This is a genomic window from Pseudomonas sp. BIGb0176 (assembly GCF_024810175.1).
In the GTDB taxonomy this organism is placed as follows: domain Bacteria; phylum Pseudomonadota; class Gammaproteobacteria; order Pseudomonadales; family Pseudomonadaceae; genus Aquipseudomonas; species Aquipseudomonas protegens.
Genome location: NZ_JANUEC010000001.1, coordinates 25715 through 43045 on the forward strand (window position 1 = coordinate 25715; position 17331 = coordinate 43045).

General features: G+C 66.5%; 16 protein-coding genes and 1 pseudogene. 10 read left to right on the plus strand and 7 right to left on the minus strand.

Annotated elements, in window-relative coordinates; translation table 11 throughout:
* Nucleotides 1–76: 76 nt before the first annotated feature.
* Nucleotides 77–1732: a WG repeat-containing protein gene (locus M2395_RS00095; RefSeq protein ID WP_015636442.1), complete on the minus strand. Its 1656-nt coding sequence runs from the start codon at nt 1730–1732 to the stop codon at nt 77–79.
* Nucleotides 1733–2144: 412 nt separating this feature from the next.
* On the opposite strand from M2395_RS00095, the gene peaA reads away from it, so the two are divergent.
* The 4 genes from peaA to peaD all read left to right on the plus strand — a co-directional run bounded on the left by peaA (nt 2145) and on the right by peaD (nt 6705).
* Entirely contained in the window at nt 2145–3725 is a 1581-nt protein-coding gene (peaA, locus tag M2395_RS00100) for a quinohemoprotein amine dehydrogenase subunit alpha (RefSeq protein ID WP_011062401.1), read from the plus strand.
* A 79-nt stretch (nt 3726–3804) separates the two neighbouring features.
* The gene (gene peaB, locus M2395_RS00105; RefSeq protein ID WP_015636440.1) at nt 3805–5238 is read left to right on the plus strand and encodes a quinohemoprotein amine dehydrogenase maturation protein; all 1434 of its coding nucleotides are present in this window, start codon (nt 3805–3807) and stop codon (nt 5236–5238) included.
* Nucleotide 5239: 1 nt separating this feature from the next.
* The gene (gene qhpC / locus M2395_RS00110; protein ID WP_011062399.1) at nt 5240–5563 is read left to right on the plus strand and encodes a quinohemoprotein amine dehydrogenase subunit gamma; all 324 of its coding nucleotides are present in this window, start codon (nt 5240–5242) and stop codon (nt 5561–5563) included.
* 23 nt (nt 5564–5586) lie between these two features.
* Nucleotides 5587–6705, plus strand: coding sequence for a quinohemoprotein amine dehydrogenase subunit beta (peaD, locus tag M2395_RS00115; RefSeq protein WP_123431495.1), 1119 nt, complete (start codon nt 5587–5589; stop codon nt 6703–6705).
* 102 nt (nt 6706–6807) lie between these two features.
* Here the strand turns inward: peaD and M2395_RS00120 are convergent, their stop codons facing one another.
* The 3 genes and pseudogenes from M2395_RS00120 to M2395_RS00130 all read right to left on the minus strand — a co-directional run.
* On the minus strand, nt 6808–7209 hold the full coding sequence (locus M2395_RS00120; RefSeq protein ID WP_011062397.1) for a lysozyme inhibitor LprI family protein: 402 nt from the start codon (nt 7207–7209) through the stop codon (nt 6808–6810).
* Nucleotides 7210–7246: 37 nt separating this feature from the next.
* Nucleotides 7247–7696: a GFA family protein gene (locus M2395_RS00125; RefSeq protein WP_225368814.1), complete on the minus strand. Its 450-nt coding sequence runs from the start codon at nt 7694–7696 to the stop codon at nt 7247–7249.
* Nucleotides 7670–8569 (minus strand): annotated as a pseudogene (locus M2395_RS00130) (ADP-ribosylglycohydrolase family protein); the annotation flags it as partial. The pseudogene M2395_RS00130 and the gene M2395_RS00125, both read right to left, overlap by 27 nt.
* Nucleotides 8570–8702: 133 nt before the next feature.
* Between M2395_RS00130 and M2395_RS00135 the strand changes: the two are divergent.
* From M2395_RS00135 to M2395_RS00145, 3 genes are all read left to right on the plus strand, one after another.
* Nucleotides 8703–9161, plus strand: a complete 459-nt coding sequence (locus M2395_RS00135) for an SRPBCC family protein (protein ID WP_011062395.1) — start codon at nt 8703–8705, stop codon at nt 9159–9161.
* A gap of 78 nt (nt 9162–9239) precedes the next feature.
* The gene (locus M2395_RS00140) at nt 9240–10043 is read left to right on the plus strand and encodes an aminoglycoside phosphotransferase family protein (protein ID WP_123431496.1); all 804 of its coding nucleotides are present in this window, start codon (nt 9240–9242) and stop codon (nt 10041–10043) included.
* Between the two features lie 277 nt (nt 10044–10320).
* Nucleotides 10321–10638, plus strand: coding sequence for a hypothetical protein (locus tag M2395_RS00145; protein WP_053152913.1), 318 nt, complete (start codon nt 10321–10323; stop codon nt 10636–10638).
* A gap of 50 nt (nt 10639–10688) precedes the next feature.
* Here M2395_RS00145 and M2395_RS00150 read toward each other — a convergent pair whose 3' ends face one another.
* Nucleotides 10689–12014: a PLP-dependent aminotransferase family protein gene (locus tag M2395_RS00150; protein ID WP_015636436.1), complete on the minus strand. Its 1326-nt coding sequence runs from the start codon at nt 12012–12014 to the stop codon at nt 10689–10691.
* A gap of 87 nt (nt 12015–12101) precedes the next feature.
* Between M2395_RS00150 and M2395_RS00155 the strand changes: the two genes are divergently transcribed.
* The gene (locus M2395_RS00155) at nt 12102–12734 is read left to right on the plus strand and encodes a LysE family translocator (protein ID WP_011062392.1); all 633 of its coding nucleotides are present in this window, start codon (nt 12102–12104) and stop codon (nt 12732–12734) included.
* 24 nt (nt 12735–12758) lie between these two features.
* Complete coding sequence (locus tag M2395_RS00160; RefSeq protein WP_011062391.1) at nt 12759–13103, plus strand: antibiotic biosynthesis monooxygenase; 345 nt, start codon at nt 12759–12761, stop codon at nt 13101–13103.
* Nucleotides 13104–13107: 4 nt separating this feature from the next.
* Here the strand turns inward: M2395_RS00160 and inhA are convergent, their stop codons facing one another.
* Complete coding sequence (gene inhA / locus M2395_RS00165; RefSeq protein ID WP_011062390.1) at nt 13108–13794, minus strand: isonitrile hydratase; 687 nt, start codon at nt 13792–13794, stop codon at nt 13108–13110.
* A gap of 92 nt (nt 13795–13886) precedes the next feature.
* Here inhA and M2395_RS00170 point away from each other — a divergent pair, with 92 nt between their 5' ends.
* Nucleotides 13887–14870 carry a GlxA family transcriptional regulator gene (locus tag M2395_RS00170; RefSeq protein WP_019094099.1) on the plus strand — a complete coding sequence of 328 codons (984 nt, stop codon included), beginning with the start codon at nt 13887–13889 and terminating at the stop codon, nt 14868–14870.
* A 9-nt stretch (nt 14871–14879) separates the two neighbouring features.
* Here the strand turns inward: M2395_RS00170 and M2395_RS00175 are convergent, their stop codons facing one another.
* Nucleotides 14880–17318, minus strand: a complete 2439-nt coding sequence (locus M2395_RS00175) for an alpha/beta fold hydrolase (RefSeq protein WP_123431497.1) — start codon at nt 17316–17318, stop codon at nt 14880–14882.
* Nucleotides 17319–17331: the final 13 nt, after the last annotated feature.

Sequence of the window (17331 nt, forward strand, 5' to 3'; positions counted from 1 at the left end):
CGGGCCGGTTGGCTGAATCGATCAAGCCCGCATCCTAGCAGGCTTGATCCCAACCGTGACCGGTTCGCTCGGGGCCTCAGCCCTGTGCGTTGTCGCCTTCGCCCTGGTCTTCCACTTCGTCAGGCTGCGGGCAGTAGTCCTGGGGGTTGGCCGGCCACAGCACCTGGTCATGGCCGTCGTGCACCTGTTCGGCGCCGCAATCGACCTGGCTGACCTGGAAGCTCGGAGTGCCGTCCAGGCGATACAGGGCCTTGAGGCTGCGGGACTGGTCGTCGCCCATGCCTTCCACGGCATAGCCGAAGATGGCGCCACGGGTTTCGTCCACCACCAGTTCCTGCCACTTGCCGGGGATCAGCCGCTTGCCCTTGAGGTCGTACAGCGCCGAGGTGGCCAGGGCCGAGGTGTCGTCGGTGGCCAGCAGGTAGTGGCCGCTGTTGTCCAGGCGGATGTCGACGTACTGGCCCGGCTCCAGCAGCACCTTGCCGCTGGCGTCCATCAGGCCCACGGTACGCACCTGGGTGGCTTGGCCGAACAGGGTGGCCTGCTTGGTCGGGCTGTTGGCGGTGCTGAAGACGAACAGGTCGGCATTGATCGCGCCGATCTGGGCGTAGGTGGGCTTGAACAGCTCGACGCCCTTGTCCACATCGAAGATACCGAAGGTGGCGCTGAACACGTTCTGCAGCACGGCGACCTGGTTCAGCCCCGGTACCTGCCGGAACATTCCCAGGGGGCTGAAGCCGGCCGGGTCCGCCGAGTCGTAGACCGGCTGCACCTTCCATTGGCCCTGGCGGTCGATCAGCCCGGCCTTGCCGGAGCTGCCGTCGGCGTTCTTGGCGGTGACCAGCGCGCCCTGCTTGCCGAATACCTGGCAGGTACCGAACTGGGCCTGGATCACGGTCTTGCCCTGGAAATCCATGTAGCCGCAGGGGCTGTCGTATTTTTCCCGGAAGGCCACCAGGCCGTCACCCGGTTCGCCCATCCAGTTGTAGGTGGCGGCGCTGATCAGCTGGGCCTGGGCATCGGCCAGGGCCTTGCCCTGTTCGGTGCTGACCACCAGATGCTGGTTGGCAAAGTAGTCGATGCTGTCGAAGTCGATCTTCTTCTGCTCGCCGGTCTTGAGGTTCAGCGCCCACTTGTCGTTGCCGCGTTCGGCGATCATCCACCAGCCGCGCTTGGCGAAGTCATCGCGGACCATGCTGCTGTCATACAGGGCTTCGGTCACCACCTCGCCCTTGGCACTGAGAATGCCGCGCTTGCCGCCGATCTCGTAGACGATGAAGTCGTCGTTGCCGCCCACGTACAGATCGTCGAAGCGCGGTGGCTGAATCTGTTTGCCGCTCTGGTCGATGATGCCCAGCTTGCCGTCCTGGCCGAAGCCGAAGTAGCCCGGGGTCAGCAGCCGCAGGTCATCGGTGAAGGCGGCCTTGAGGGTCTGCTTGCCATCGGCGCTGCTGAGGTTCCAGGTACCGTCCTTGGCGAACAGGAAGGTCTTGTCCAGGGGCAGGGCGACCACGGCGTCGTAGTCGTTGTCGGCGCTGACCAGCACCTTGCCGTCCTGGTCCAGCACCGCGCATTCGCCATTGGCGCAGATCGGCATGACCATGGCCGCCGGAGCGGGGGCCGCAGCGACGGCTGCAGTCTTGGGACTGGTTTCTTCCTTGCATCCGACCAGGGTCAGGGCAGACAACGAGAGGATCAGCGAGCCGAGACGGGCACAGGCGCTTCTATCCATGAACTTCAGGTTCCTTGTAAGAGGGGAGGTGCGGCACACCCCATGGGACGGGGCAGGCAAAGCGGGGGTGATTCTGCGGCGCCGCCGGATAAATGCAAGATCCAATTGCAAAGAAAACCAGCGGTACAGCCTCGTCGCCGGCCTTGAGAGCTGTTCTGGCGCTGGCTAATCGCTGTCTCAGACTGAGACGTTTGTCTCGAAATTGAACGTCGGGTAACACCCGCAAGCCCGCCAGGGACCGGCGTCTTCGCCCAAGTCGTTGATTCCGGGTTCTTTTATAAGCTGGCACGCTCCGTGTATTGCATATCAGCAGACGTTTCTCTTGCCTCCATGACCGGGCGTGCCGGGCATGGCAGAAACCATAAAAACGACTCGCTAAAAATAAGAAAGCACCGTGGGAGGTTTGACGTTGATGAAGAGAAGACTGCGCCTGAGGCTCAGTGCCAGCCTGCTGGCCATTGCCACCTGTACCGCCTTGCATGCCCCTTCGAGTTTTGCCGCTCGGGATGCGCAGAGCATCCTCAAGGAAACCTGCCAGGGTTGCCACACCCCCGAGGCCGGGGAAGCCCTGAGCCGCATCAGCCACCAGCGCAAGACCCCGGAAGGCTGGCTGATGAGCATTGCCCGCATGCAGACCATGCACGGGCTGCAAATCAGCGATGACGACCGCCGCACCCTGGTCAAGTACCTGGCCGATACCCAGGGCCTGGCGCCCAGCGAGACCGACGGCGTGCGCTACGCCCTGGAGCGACGGCTGAACACTGTCGAGCATTTCGACGAACAGACCACCCAGATGTGCGCCCGCTGCCACTCCGGCGCGCGGATCGCCCTGCAACGCCGGCCGGCCCAGGAATGGGAGCGGCTGGTGAATTTCCACCTTGGGCAATGGCCATCCCTGGAGTACCAGGCGCTGTCCCGGGACCGGGAATGGCTGCCCACCGCCCTCAAGGAAATGGTGCCGCTGCTGGCCAAGCGTTATCCCCTCGACAATCCCGCCTGGACAGCCTGGCAACAGGCCCGCCCGCAAGCGGCGGCGCTGGCGGGGGACTGGAGCTTCAGCGGCCACCTGCCGGGCAAGGGTGAACTGGCCGGGGTGATGAGCGTCAGCGCCGGGGAAGGCGATCAGTTCAAGCTCAGCGTCAAGGGCCAGTACGCCGATGGCAGCCCGTTCAATGGCGAGGGCAGCGCGATCCTCTACAACGGCTATGAATGGCGCGGCAATGTCACCGTGGATGGCGTGGTCATGCGCCAGGTGCTGGCGGCACAGGGCAATGCACTGCAAGGGCGGATGTTCGAGGCCGAGCACGACGAGCGCGGCCTGGACTTCATCGCCGCCCGGCAAGGCAGCCAGCGGTTGCTGGCGGTGCAGCCGGGTTACCTGAAGGCCGGTGAGGAGGCCGAGGTGACCCTGGTGGGCGCGGGCCTTGCGGGCACTCCGAGCTTCGGCAAAGGGGTGGAGGTCGTGCAGGTGCTGGAGCAGAGCCCCGAACGCATCCGCGTCAGGCTCAAGGCGGCGGCCAGCGCCCAGCCGGGGCTGCGGGAAGTCAGCGTCGGCAGCCTCAAGGGCGCGACGCTGGCGGTGTACCAGCGCATCGCCGAGGTCAAGGTGGTGCCGGCATTTGCCGTGGCGCGGATCGGTGACGGCGGCGGTTCGACGCCCAAGGTACAGGGCCGCTTCGATGCCGAAGCCTGGGGCAAGGGGGCCGACGGCAAGGCCTACCGCATCGGCGTGATGCCGGCGCAGTGGAAGGTCGAGGCCTTCGACGCCCAGGCGGCCAAGGATGAAGACGTCAAGTACGCCGGCAGCATGCAGGCCGACAGCGGCGTGTTCACCCCAGGGGATGCCGGGCCCAACCCGCTGCGCAAGATGTCCACCAACAACGCCGGCAACCTCAAGGTGATCGCTGCGGTGGAGGAGGGGGGCAAGGCCCTGACCGGTGAAGGCCAGCTGATCGTCACCGTGCAACGCTGGAACAATCCACCCATTCCCTGAGGGGCGTCGAGCGATACCGACAGACACTTTCAGGCAATGACCGCAGGCCCCGAACGCGGGGCAGGCACAGGAGGTTGTAATGGGCGCAATTCTGAATCTGGTGGAGCGCAACCTGCATGAAGTGCAGGTGGACGCCAACCGCATGCTGTTCCATATCCCCAGCAGTTCGCTGTTTGCCAGCGATGCCTTGACCGGCAGCATCATCGATGCGCTGCGCGGCCCGGGCTGTACCCCGGAAGACTTGATCCAGCGTCTGGCCGGCGCCTATGACGGTGCCGACGTCAGCGACACCCTGCGTGAGCTGATGGCCCTGGAACTGGTCAGCGACGGCTCGCCCCTGACCCCGGAAATCGGCGTCAAACGGGTCGAACGCACGGCGATCAATACCGTGGTGCTCAACGTCAATACCGGCTGCAACCTGAGCTGCACCTACTGCTACAAGGAAGACCTGGACAAGCCCTCGGCGGGCAAGAAGATGGGCCTGGACACGGCCATTGCCTCGGTGGAAATGCTGCTCCAGGAGTCCCCGGACGAGGAGCGCTACACCGTGGTGTTCTTCGGCGGCGAACCTTTGAGCAACCGGCCGCTGATCGAGGCCATGGTGGACTACTGCGAACAGCGCTTTGCCGCTGCCGGCAAGTTCGTCGAGTTCGTCATGACCACCAACGCCACCCTGCTCACCGAAGAGGTGGTGGACTACCTCAACGCCCACCGCTTCGGGCTTTCGGTGAGCATCGACGGGCCCAAGACCGTGCACGACCGCAACCGCATCACCGTGGGCGGGCAGGGCACCTATGACGTGGTGCGGCGCAAGGCGCAGATGCTTCTGGAGCGCTACGACAGCCGGCCGGTGGGGGCGCGGGTGACCCTGACCACCGGGGTCACCGACCTTGAGACCATCTGGGATCACCTGTTCAACGAGCTGGGGTTTGCCGAAGTGGGGTTCGCCCCGGTGACCTCGGGGGACATCAGCAGCTTCAACCTCAGCAGCGAGGAGCTGATCGAAGTCTTCGCCAGCATGAAGCGCCTGGGCCGGCGTTACCTGGCGGCGGCACTGGAGCACCGCAATATCGGCTTCTCCAACCTGCACCAGCTGATCACCGATATCCACGAGGGCCACAAGAAGGCGCTGCCCTGCGGCGCCGGGCTGAAGATGCTGGCGGTGGACCACAAGGGCGAGCTGAACCTGTGCCACCGCTTCACCGGCTCATCCCTGCCGACCTTCGGCAATGTGCATGACGGTGGGGTCAAGCAGATGGAGCTCAATGACTTCCTGTCCCAGCGCCTGGACCGCACCAACACCGGCTGCGACAGCTGCCGCATCCGCAACCTGTGTTCCGGCGGCTGCTACCACGAGAGCTATGCCCGCTACGGCGACCCGGCGCACCCGACTTATCACTATTGCGAACTGATGCGTGACTGGGTGGATTTCGGCATCGAAGTCTACAGCCGGATCATGGCGCACAACCCTGCGTTCATCAGCAGCTACATCACTCCGCGCAAGGCTCACTGACATGAAACATCTCAAGCCGATCAACAACAAAGCTCAGAAACTGACCGAGGCCGCGGCCCAGGACCGTATCGAAGAAGTGCTGGCGATGAACTCCGTGGCCGGATGCGCCTCGACCACCGACCCGGGCTGGGAAATCGATGCCTTTGGCGGCGTGTCGTCGCTGTGCCAGCCGATGGAAGCCGACCTCTACGGCTGCTCCGACCCTTGCTGGTGGCCGGCCCAGGTGCCGGACATGATGAGCACCTACCCCGACTGGAACAAGGACGCCCAGGCCTCCAACGACAACTGGCGCAACCTCGGCACCGTCTTCCCCAAAGACAAGTAACCGGACAGCACAAGGATTCCAGCATGCGAGCTATCACAGTGTGCGGCCTGGCCGCCGGCGCGGTTCTCAGCGCCTGTTCTTTCACCGCCCTGGCCGACGAGGGCCTGGCCCTCAACAGCGGTCACGAGTACATGGTGACCACCAATTACCCGAACAACTTGCACGTTCTCGATCTGGCCACCGACAGCCTGTACAAGACCTGCAAGATGCCCGACGCCTTCGGCCCCGGCACCGTGCAACTGTCGCCGGACCGCAAGATCGCCTACGTGCTGAACAACCACTATGCGGATGTCTACGGCGTCGAGCTCGACAGCTGCAAGCAGGTGTTCCACGCCAGCATCACCCAGCATCCGGGGGAGAGGGCGCGCTCGATGTTCGCCTTCACCGTCAGCCACGACGGCAAGGAGCTGTACACCGTGGCCAACCCGACCCTGTTGCTCAATGACCGCTATGAGGTCAAGGAGCCGCGTCTGGATGTCTACGCCACCGATGCCGGGCTCGACGCCAAGCCGCTGCGCAGTTTCCCCGCGCCGCGCCAGCTGACCATCATGCAGAGTGGCGACGACGGCACCCTGTATGTGGCCGGGCCGGACCTGTACAAGGTCGACGTCAAGACCGGCAAGTTCGAGGTACTGATCCCCAGCCGCCACTGGAAACGCCCCAACTACAGCGCGCCGGACGTGCTCTACGTGTGGAACCAGCAGACCTTCCGCCATGACTTTTCGCTGCTCTACACCGCGGCGAAGTTCAAGGACAAGAAGCAGGACCCGGCTACCGCCGAGCCGCTGTACGGGCTGTTCAGCGTCGATCTTGCAACCGGCAAGACCGAGACCACCGACTTCGGCCCGCTGACCGAGATCTACTTCAGCGGTATGCGCTCGCCCACGGACCCCAACCTGATGTTCGGCGTGCTCAACCGCCTGGCCAAGTACGACATCAAGCAGAAGAAACTGCTCCAGGCCGCGACCCTGGAACACTCCTACTACTGCATCTCGTTCAACCGGGCCGGGACCAAGATCTACCTGGCGGGGACCTTCAACGACGTGGCGATCTTCGATGTGCAGAGCATGAAGCAGATCGGCAAGATCACCCTGCCGGGCGGCGACATGGCCATCACCACGGCGCAGATCTTCGTCCGCTGACCCCGCCGCCAGCCACCGGCTCCTGTAGGAGCCGGCTTGCCGGCGAACAGGCCGGCAAGCCGTGCAGGGCCCTCGCCGACGCCTTCGCGGGCAAGCCCGCTCCTACCGTGCGGGGACCGGGCAGCTCAAGTCGCCTTCCTTGCACTGCAGGTACTGTTTGAAACTCTCCACGCGGGTCTTGGTCAAGGCCGTGATGCAGTTGCTGTAGGCCACCGGATACAGGCTGCCACCTTCCACGCCCGAGGTGGAAAAACTGCACTCGGCATCGCGGAACGCCACCCAGGCGCGCTGGGCGCTGACCAGCAGCTTTTTGCTGTGTGGCTGGTCTTTCAGGCGCTGGTTGATCTGTTGGTAAAGGGCGTTCAGCTCCTTGTCCGCGGCCTTGTGCTGGAAGTTGGCGCACAGGCTCATATCGGTCTGGGTGGTGTTGTTGCACTCATAGGCCTGGGCCAGTGGAGCAAGCAGCAGCAGCGGCGCAAGGGCCAGCAACAGGATCGGACGCATGGAAAGTCTCGCAATCGGTCAATGAGGAAGAAACAGTCTAGCCGCGGCTGGGTTGCCACTCGGGCCAGCGTTGCAGCGCTTCGTCGGCCAGCCAGGGCACATCGTGGGAGGTCCAGATATGCACCTGTGGCGTCTGCCCCGGATCATCGTCCAGGGTCGCCACCCGCAGGATCACGTGGGGCTGCCCCGGGCGCTCCGCCAGCAGGTGAGAACCGCAGACCGAGCAGAAGTGCCGCAGCTTGCCCGGGGACGATTCGTAGGTGCTCAGGCGTTCCTGGCCCTGGGTCCACTGGAAGTGTTCGCGCATGACTCCGGCGGTCGAGGCAAAGGCCGCGGCGTGGGCCTTGCGGCAGGTCTGGCAATGGCAGTGGCCGATGGGCATGTCCAGGCGGTCGACCCGGTATTGCACCGCCTTGCACAGGCAACTGCCATGCAGCGGCCGGGCAGGCGCGCGACGCCGGGCGGCGGCCAGCAGGTCGTCGGCCATGGCCTGGATCTCCTCGCCCATGTGCAGCTTGGCCAGCCAGTGCGGCGGTATGCCCTGGGCCCCGTAGAAGGCTCCGGCCAACTGGCCGACGATGGCGGCGGTGGTGTCGGCGTCGTCCCCCAGGTTGGCGGCGGCCAGCACTGCTTCGGCATAGCTGTCGCTGTGCTGGAAGCACCAGAGCGCGGCCTCCAGGGAGTCGACGCAATAGCCGTTGCCGCGAATCTGGTCGCGGGTTTTATCCAGGTAATTGCCCTGGGCCAGGGCCGCGACCTTGCTCTCGCGAAAGCCCTGGGCGTCGAGCCGTTGCAGTTGCTGCTTGCTGGCACCGTCCAGGGCCTTGGCGATCAGCCCGGCCAACAGCTGGCAGCATTCGATGGCTTCGGCGGCGCCGTGGGTGGTACGCGAACTGGCCCCGGCAAACTCGCGGACCTGGGCCAGGTCGGGGTAATGGAACAGCACCACCGGCGCCAGGCGCATCAGCGAGCCATTGCCGGCGGTCTGCGGGTCGCTGGAGCCCGCCAAGGGCTGGCCGTGTTCCTGATAGTCGGCCAGGGCCTGGCGCACCGTCATGCCGATATCGAAGCATTCGCCGGTGGCGCTCAGGTAGCCCCATTGCCACCAGTTGAGGTAGCGGCCCATCTGGTCGGCGGGGTCGAAACCGTCCTTGCGCAACAGGCTTTCCCCCAGGCACAGGGCCATGGAGGTGTCGTCGGTCCATTGTCCGGCCTTGAGGTTGAACGGGCCGCCGCCCAAGAGATCGGTGACCGGGGGGAAACTGCCCCGTGGCTTGAATTCCACACTGGTGCCCAGGGCATCGCCACAGGCCAGGCCCAGCAGGCTGCCACGGTAACGGTCGGTGAGGGTGAGGGGCATGGCAGGTCCTTTGCAGAGGTATTGGCGCCGGCGACAGTAGCATTTTTCGTTCTGGGCAATCAGTGGGGCCTTCGGCCAGATAAAGGTTGCGCTCGATTCAGAGAGGTCTAGTGTTCATCACTGGAGGTGGCCCATGAATTCTTCAGATCGCATCGAACGCAAGATCCTGCTCAAGGCCGACCCGGCCCAGGTCTGGCAGGCGCTGAGCGAGGCCGAACGCTTCGGCCGCTGGTTTGGCGTGGCCCTGGCCGGCCAGCAGTTCATACCCGGCCAGCGGGCCCGGGGCGCGGTGACCTACCCAGGCTATGAGCACCTGACCTGGGATGTCCTGGTGGAGCAGATGCTGCCCCAGGAGCTGTTCTCCTTCCGCTGGCACCCCTACGCCATCGATCCCGCGCAGGACTATTCGGCAGAGCCCAGCACCCTGGTCCGGTTCGAACTGGAAGAGCACGCCGGTGGTACCTTGCTGCGGGTCACCGAGTCGGGCTTCGACGGCATTCCCGCCGAGCGCCGGCTCAAGGCCTTTCGCATGAACAGCCGGGGTTGGGACGAGCAGATGAGCAATATCGAGAACTACCTGCAGCAGGGTTGAAACAGGCAGTTGCAAGCGGCACGTTGCAGAGCCAGGCCTGTCGCCTGAAACTGGCCGCTTCCCGTCTGGAGCAGCCCCTTGTTCGAAACCTATATGAAACGCTGGCGCCTGACGCCCGATGGCGATCCCATCGTCACCCCGGGCAGCCGCCTGTTGCCGGTGCGTCTGCAAGACGGTGCGCCGGCCATGTTGAAGATTGCCCTGGATGAACACGAGCAGGTCGGCAACCGGCTGATGGCCTGGTGGGCCGGGGAGGGGGCGGCGCGGGTTCATGCCCAGCAAGGCGATGCCCTGCTGATGGAGCGCGCCATGGGCAAGGGTTCGCTGATGCGCATGGCCCTGGCGGGCCAGCACGATGAGGTCAGCCATATCGTCTGCGCCACCCTGCAACAGTTGCACCGGCCTCGGGCACAACCGCGGCCGCCGCTGGTGTCGCTGGATCGCTGGTTTGCCGACCTGCGCGAGGCGGCGCCGCAGCAGGGCGGGTTGTTCCTGCGCTGCCTGGCCGAAGCCGAGCACCTGTTGGCCACGCCCCGGGAACCGGTGGTGCTGCATGGCGATATACACCACGACAATGTGCTGGACTTCGCCGAGCGCGGCTGGCGGGTGATCGACCCCAAGCGGGTCCATGGCGAGCGCACCTTCGATTTCGCCAACCTGATCTGCAACCCGGACCTGCCCAGCGCCACCGACCCTGTGCGCTTTGCCCGCCAGGTGCAGGTGATTGCCCGGGCGGCGCAGCTGGAGCCGCGCCGGCTGGTGCAGTGGATGCTGGCCTTCAGTGGTTTGTCCGCTGCCTGGTTTCTCCAGGACGATCATCAGCCCGGGGCGCAGCACCAGCTCAAGCTCGCGGCTTTGGCCGCCCAGGCACTGGAGGGGTGAACTAGGGGTTTGCGTAAGTGCGGTATAGCGAATTTCCTACACGCGCTGTAATTCAATGCGCCTTCTGCGCACCGGGCTTTGTGTTTAATCTTCTTTCCCACAACTGCAGCGCAGGAAGCGCTCAGGATCAGGGAAGGTCGACCATTAGCACGGATGCTGCAGACAGGAAGTCATAATGGTCTTGGAAAAAACCCGCTTCGGCGGGTTTTTTTTCGTCCGGCATTTCGTGCCTGCAGCCTGGGTGCGGTGGCCGCTTTGATACTTCACGCAGTGGAACATGAACGTGGCAGGTTTTTTTCAGCCCGACGCTAAGCGCGGGCTTCTGTGCAAATGGCCGTGGTTGCGGCAGATCGTTGTAGTGGGTGCGGCGCTGCTGCCCACCTTGAGCTGGGGGGGAATGTCGTGCCAAGGGCCGGATTGCCCCGGCATTCTGACGATGCTGGCATTTTTCCTGGGGGCCTTTGTCCTGGCCAATATACTTGGCGCACTGTGGATGATTGGCCGGAAGATCAAGTCGGTCTGGCGGCGCTGGCGTGATCCGAATGGCCGTGAGGCGTGCGAGCCGCCGGCCACGGATGATGCCCCCGGCCATTGACGCCGGTGAGCAGGCGCTCTTCGCCGGCAAGCCGGCTCCTGCAGGTGTGGTCAACGAGTGATTTCGTTGCGGACCTTTTCCAGGGCCTGCTCCAGCAGCGGCAGGCCGATGGAGCCCAGGGCCAGGCGCAAGGCCTGGGGCACATGGGCGGTGGTGGCGAAGGGCTCGGCCGAGGTCACCGTTACCCCCTGATGTTCCAGGGCCGCCACCACGGCATCGGCCCGCCGTCCTTCCGGCAGTTTCAGCCAGAGAAAATACGATGAGCCATAGGCCTGGTAATCGCAGCCCTTGAGCACCCTCCGGGCCAGTTGCTGGCGGCTGCGGGCATCGTTGCGCTTCTGTTCTTCCAGGCTGTCCACCAGCCCCGACTCGATCCAGCGGCAGCCCAGGGTCACGGTCAGCGACGGGGTGCTCCAGGTGGACACGCGGATCGCCCGTTCCAGGGCCGGGATCATCTCCAGGGGCGCGACGATAAACCCCAGGCGCAAGCCCGAGGCGACGCTTTTCGACAGCCCGGAAATATACAACGTGCGCTCCGGGGCCAGGGTCTGCAGCGGCGGCGGGGCCGGTTCGGCGAGGAAGGCGTAGGCGCCGTCCTCGATCAGCAGCAGGTCATGCTCGCGGGCCAGTTGCGCCAGGCGCCGGCGTTCGGCCAGGGGCATCACCGTGCCCAGGGGGTTGTGCAGGGTCGGCATGCAGTACAGCGCCCGCACCGGGCGCCGGCGGCACAGGGCCTGCAGGGCGTCGAGGTCCATCTGGCCGTTGTGCTGGGGCAGCGCTTCGAGGTCCAGGCGATGGACCTGGGCCAGGGTCTTGAGGCCGGGGTAGGTCAGGGCGTCCACTGCCAGGATGTCCCCGGGCTGGAGCAGCGCCAGCAGGCTCACCGCCAGCCCCTGCTGGGCGCCGTTGACGATCAGCACCTGCTCGGCGGCGACGCGGATCTCGCGGTTGCGCAGGTGCCGCGCCGCGGTCTGGCGCTCATGGGGGCGGCCGCCCTGGGGGGCGGAATGCAGCAGGGCATCCAGGTCGCCGGAGGCGGCTATCGCCCGCAGCCCCTCGCGCAGGCTTTCCGCCTGGCCGGGCAGGGACGGGTAGTTGAACGCCAGGTCCACCGAGGCGGCGCTGGCCGGGTGCTGTTCCAGGCCCATGCCCCGGGGCAGGCTGGTGTCGCGGACAAAGGTGCCGCGCCCGGGCTCGCCCACCACCAGGCCGATGGCTTCCAGCTCGTGATACACCCGCAGCGCCGTGGCCAGCGCCACCTGCTCGCTGGCCATCAGCGCCCGCACCGTCGGTAGCTGAGTGCCTGGGCACAGCTGGCCGGCGCGGATGCGCTGGGCGAAGTGATCGACGATGGTTTTGTAACGGGTACGGCGCATGCTCGGCCACCTCATGTATCTAGAACACTTTTTTGTTTGTATCAGACAGGCGTCCTAATCTAGCGGCTTTTGCGCAGGAGCGCTCACATGCCGGACCTTTCCACCCTGTCGATCTTCCTCGGCGCCGTGCTGCTGTTGCTGCTGTCGCCGGGACCCAACATGGCCTTCGTCATCAGCCACGGCGCAGCCTATGGCTGGCGCGGTGGGGTGGCATCGGGGCTGGGGATCGGCGCAGCGGATATCGGCCTGACCCTGCTCACGGCCACGGGCGTCACCGCCGTGGTGGCCAGCTGGCCGCCGGCGTTCGACCTGATCCGCTATGCCGGGGTTGCCTACCTGTTGTGGCTGGCCTGGAAGGCCCTGGGCCAGCGGGGGGGCCTGGACCTTGCCGATACACCCCGGGTGCCGCTGGCCACGGTGTTTGTCCGGGCCCTGTGCAACAGCCTGCTGAACCCCAAGGCGCTGCTGTTCTTCATGGTGTTCCTGCCGCAGTTCGTGCGCCCCGAGCACGGCAGCATCGCTGTGCAACTGGTGGTCCTGGGCTTGCTGCTGACCCTGGTCAGCGGGGTCTTCCATACCAGCCTGGGGATCTTCGGCGCGGCCTTGCGCCGTGGCTTGCCCGGCAGCGATTCGCGGCTGGCCCGCTGGCAATCCTGGCTGCTGGCGGCGGTGCTGCTGGCCCTGGCCCTGCGCCTGGCGCTGCTGGCGCGTCCGCTCTGATTCATCAGCCAATGGAGTTTGACCATGTACATCGCCGCCTTTATCTACCAGCCGGGCCAGCGCGACGAGGAGTTCCACCGCCTCAGTGCGCTGATCGACGAAATTGCCATCAGCCTGCCGGGCTTCGTCGGCGCCCAATCCTGGACCAGCGCCGACCAGGGGCTGATCAACGCCAGCTATTACTGGGAGGACGAAGCCTCGATCCAGGCCTTTGCCAGTCACCCCAGGCACATCGAAGCCAAGCGCCAGTACCGGCGCTGGTACGCCGGTTATCAGGTGGTGATTTCCAGGGTCGAGCGCACCTATGGCGATGGCGCCATCACCCAGTTGCTGGGCAATGCCCGCCAGGGCCCGGTGCGCCGTGCCTGAAGGCTCAGCCGGCTGCCAGCCGCGCGGCCGCGCGCAGGGTGATTTCCCGGCGCTTGTGCAGCGAATCCGCGGCGCGCTGGCGGGCCTGCTGCACCACGCTGGCGGGGGCCGTGTCCGGGCTGCCGGCATTGAACGGTGGCGCCGGGGCGTACTCCAGTTGCAGCTGTACCCGCTGCGCGGTGGCGGCGTCGAACAGTTCGGCGGCCAGGGTCAGGGCGAAGTCGATGCCGGCGGTGATACCGCCGCCGGTCAGCAGGTTGCCGTCACGCACCACCCGCTCATGCACCGGTATCGCCCCCAGCGGCGCCAGCAGTTCGTGGTAGGCCCAGTGGGTGGTGGCGCGCTTGCCCTGGAGCAGGCCCGCAGCGCCGAGCACCAGGGAGCCGGTGCACACCGAGGTCACGTAGCGCGCCCGGGCGGCCTGCTGGCGGATGAACGCCAGGGCCTGCGGGTCTTCCATCAGCGCCCCGACCCCGGTACCGCCGGGGATGCAGATCACATCCAGCGGCGGGCAGTCGGCGAAGCTTGTGGTGGCCTGCAGCACCAGCCCCGAGCTGGCCACCACCGGCCCCGGCTCCTTCCAGATCAGGTGCACCTGCACATCCGGCAGCGAGGCCAGTACGTCATGGGGGCCGGTCAGATCCAGTTGCTGGACCTCGGGGAACAACAGAAAACCTATCTGCACTGCCATTGCCTGTTCCTTGTGTCGATGAAGTGGACGGCTTGACTCTAGCGCTCTAGGATTTGGCGCATACGCCAACCAGCCCTCGATTTACGCCAACCATGCCCACTGCGCCGAAAAACGTGTTTGTCCTGGCCTTCGCCAATGCCCAGTTGCTGGATGTCAGCGGGCCGCTGCAGGTATTCGCCTCGGCCAATGACCGGGCCCGCGGCCTGGGCCTGCCCTTGCCCTACCACCCGCGGGTGATTGCCAGCCCGGGCGGGGCGACCCTGAGCTCCTCGGGGCTGGCGCTGCTGGCCGAGCCGCTGCCGCTGCCGCAAGAGCCCTGCGACACCCTGATCGTTGCCGGTGGCTGGGGCGTCTACGAGGCGGCCCGTGATCCTGAACTGGTGGCCTGGGTGGCGGCCCGGGCTGCGGCGTCACGGCGGGTGGCGTCGGTCTGCACCGGGGCCTTTCTGCTGGCCGCCAGCGGCTGGCTGGACGGGCGCCGGGTGGTCACCCACTGGACCCGCTGCGAGCAGTTGGCCGAGCAGTATCCGCAACTGCAGGTGGAGGCCAATCCGATCTTCATCAACGATGGCCCGGTGTGGACCTCGGCCGGGGTCACCGCCGGCATCGATCTGGCCCTGGCCCTGGTGGAGGCCGACCTGGGGCGCGCAGTGGCGCTGGAAGTGGCGCGGCAACTGGTGGTGTTTCTCAAGCGCCCGGGGGGCCAATCGCAGTTCAGCGTAACCCTGTCGCTGCAGAACCAGGGTGGGCGTTTCGACCGGCTGCACGCCTGGATCGCCGAGCACCTGGACCGCGAACTGACGGTGCCGGTGCTGGCCGAGCAGGCGGGAATGAGCGAGCGCAGTTTCGTCCGTCACTACCGCGCCGACACCGGCCAGACCCCGGCCCGGGCCATTGAACTGATCCGTGTGGAAAGCGCCCGGCGCCTGCTGGCCGACAGCACCCTGCCGATCAAGCGCATCGCCGCCCAGTGCGGTTTCGGTAGCGAGGAAACCCTGCGTCGCAGCGTGCTGCGGGCCCTGGGCGTGACGCCCCAGGCCTACCGCGAACGCTTCGCCAGCATTGCGCAGCCTTGAGCGCGGGTTTCAGCCTTCTACCAGGCTCAGTTGGCCGTCGGCATACAGCACTTCGCGGCCGATCCAGGCCGGGTCTACCTGGGGCAGTACCGCCGAGGGCTTGCGCAGTTCGCGCAACAGGGTCGAACCGTGGGACAGGCGCCCGCCCATGCGTGCGATCACTGCCCGGGCCTGCTGATAGTGGGCATGGCGCCCGGGGTCGAGGGTGTCCTCCAGCAGAATGTCGACCCCCAGCACGCCCTGGACCTGGCCCGGGTAGATCATGAACCCCGCCGCCTGCTCGCTGCCTTCGCGGCCGTCCTGCCAGAAGCTGCCGCCACGGTTGCGCACCTGCTCATGGGGGGCGAACCAGTAGCCGCGATCAGCCTCGGGCACGGCGTGGTGCAGGCGGAAGAAGATCCGCATCAGGTTGTCCCGGTACCACTCGCGCACTTGCAGGTAATAGCCGCGCATGCCCGGCAAGCCCAGGCGGTGGGCCAGGGTGATGGCCGGGCTCCAGTGCGGGAAGGCTTGCAACGGCAACTCGGCGCACTGCGGACGCGGGGTGCCTGGGTCGGTTTCCCAGGGCAGGCGATGGGGGCTGTTGTCCAGGTTGTCGTAGGCGGTGGGCGGACGCCCCAGCAGCGCGCCGCCACTGCTGGCCAGGGCGGTGGCGATGCACAGGTTGCCCTGCACCACGAACACATAGAAGCGGCTGAACCAGTCTGCCAGTTGCTGGCCGTCGGCCCCGGCGGCGCGCAACTGCGCCAGCTCCCGGTCGAAGCGCCGCAGGCCCGGCTCCAGGCTCAGCAGGTGGCCGCGGGCGATGTGCTGCATGCGCAGGAACCGTGGCAGCGAGCGCAACAGGCGCAGGGGCCGCAAGGGCAGCTGCGGGGTGGCGCCGCCCACCTCGCCGGCATAGCTGGAGGAGGGCAGGCCCCAGTCGGCCAGGCGCGCCAGGAACAGGTCGTTGTTGATATAGGAGGCGCCGCCGAACACCGCGGTGAAGGGTTCATTGTCCTGCAGTACACGGGCGTCCCAGCGCGCCATGATCGCCGGAATGCTCGCCGCCGCCCGGCGCTGGCCGTACTCGACGAAACGGCTGGGTTGCGGTGGCAGGATCTCGGCGATATTGGCTGCGGTCAGGTGCCGGCGCCAGCCGTAGTCGCTGATGGGCCGGTACTGCAGCAGCCACAGTTGCTGGCCGTCCCAGGCCCATTCCACATCACCGGGCACGTAGTGGAAGGTCTTGAGCACCCCTTGCAGGAAATCCCACAGGGCGCTGGCGCTCAGGCCCCGGGTGGTGGCGAAATGGCCGCTTTCCCAGGCCGCGCCCAGGCGTGAAAGGATCGCCCGCTGCGGGCTGACCTGACCGTCGGCAAGGCTTTCCAGATGGCCCTCGACCCACTCCAGTTCCACCGCCAGGTGACGGACGAAGGCGATCCCCGACAGGGTCGGCTGGATAAAGCGCTGCACCACCACTTCCTCGACCCCGGCATCGCGCAGTTCGCTGATGCGCCCGGGCACTTGCTCGCTGGCCACCCGCAGGTAAGTGGTGCTCAAGCCGGCATTGGCCGAGTCGGCCTGATCCTCGCCGTAGCTGGAGGAACGCACCGCCCACAGCGCCGCAGGCTGGCTGGCGAGCAGGGCCGGCAGCTGCGGGTCGCTGGCGCTGTCCAGGGACAGGGCGCTGGGCACCGGCTGGCCGGCCAGCTCCGCCAGGCGCAGGCGGCCGCCCTTGGTGTGGGCGACGAAGCCGTTGTCGGCGGATTCCAGCCAGGCGACGAACTCGGCGGGGTGGTCGATCCAGGGGTAATGGCCCCAGCCCGGCCGCAGGCTGACCCGCAGGTCGGCCCGGGCCAGGATGGCCGACCAGGCTGCGGCCTGGGCAATCCCCAGCAGCCGGTCCTGGTCGCCCCAGACCAGTTGCACCGGGTCCTTGATCCACTCCAGCAGCGGCAGCGCGGTATCGGCCCGCAGTTGCTCCCACAGCGGTACGAAGGCCCGGCACCGACCATAGCCGGCGCCCATGCGCCGGTACTGCTCCTGGCTCCACGGCTGGCGCGAGAACTTGCCGGCAAACCACGTCGGTTTATGGCTGAGCAAGCCGTGAATCAGCAAGCGCGCGGGCAGCGGCGACATCAGCGCCGGCAAGCGCCGTTGCCAGAGAAAGGCCCCCACGGGCGACAACAGCACACTGCGGCAGAAGTGCCCCGGGCGGCGCTGCAAGGCGTGCAGCACGATCAGCGCGCTGACCCCCACCGCGACAATCCCCTGGCCCGGCTCGGTCATGCCCAGCAGGGCCTCGGCGTATTCACCCAGGTCCTGGCAGGGCGGCAGCGGGTTGTCGCCAAACCCCGGCAGCTCCAGGGGCTGCACCTGATAGCGCTGGAAGTGCGGCAGGGCATCGTCCCACCAGTCGGCGGCGCTGCCATTGCCCGCCAGCAGGTACAACAGGGGCTTGCTCATGGGCATTCCTCAG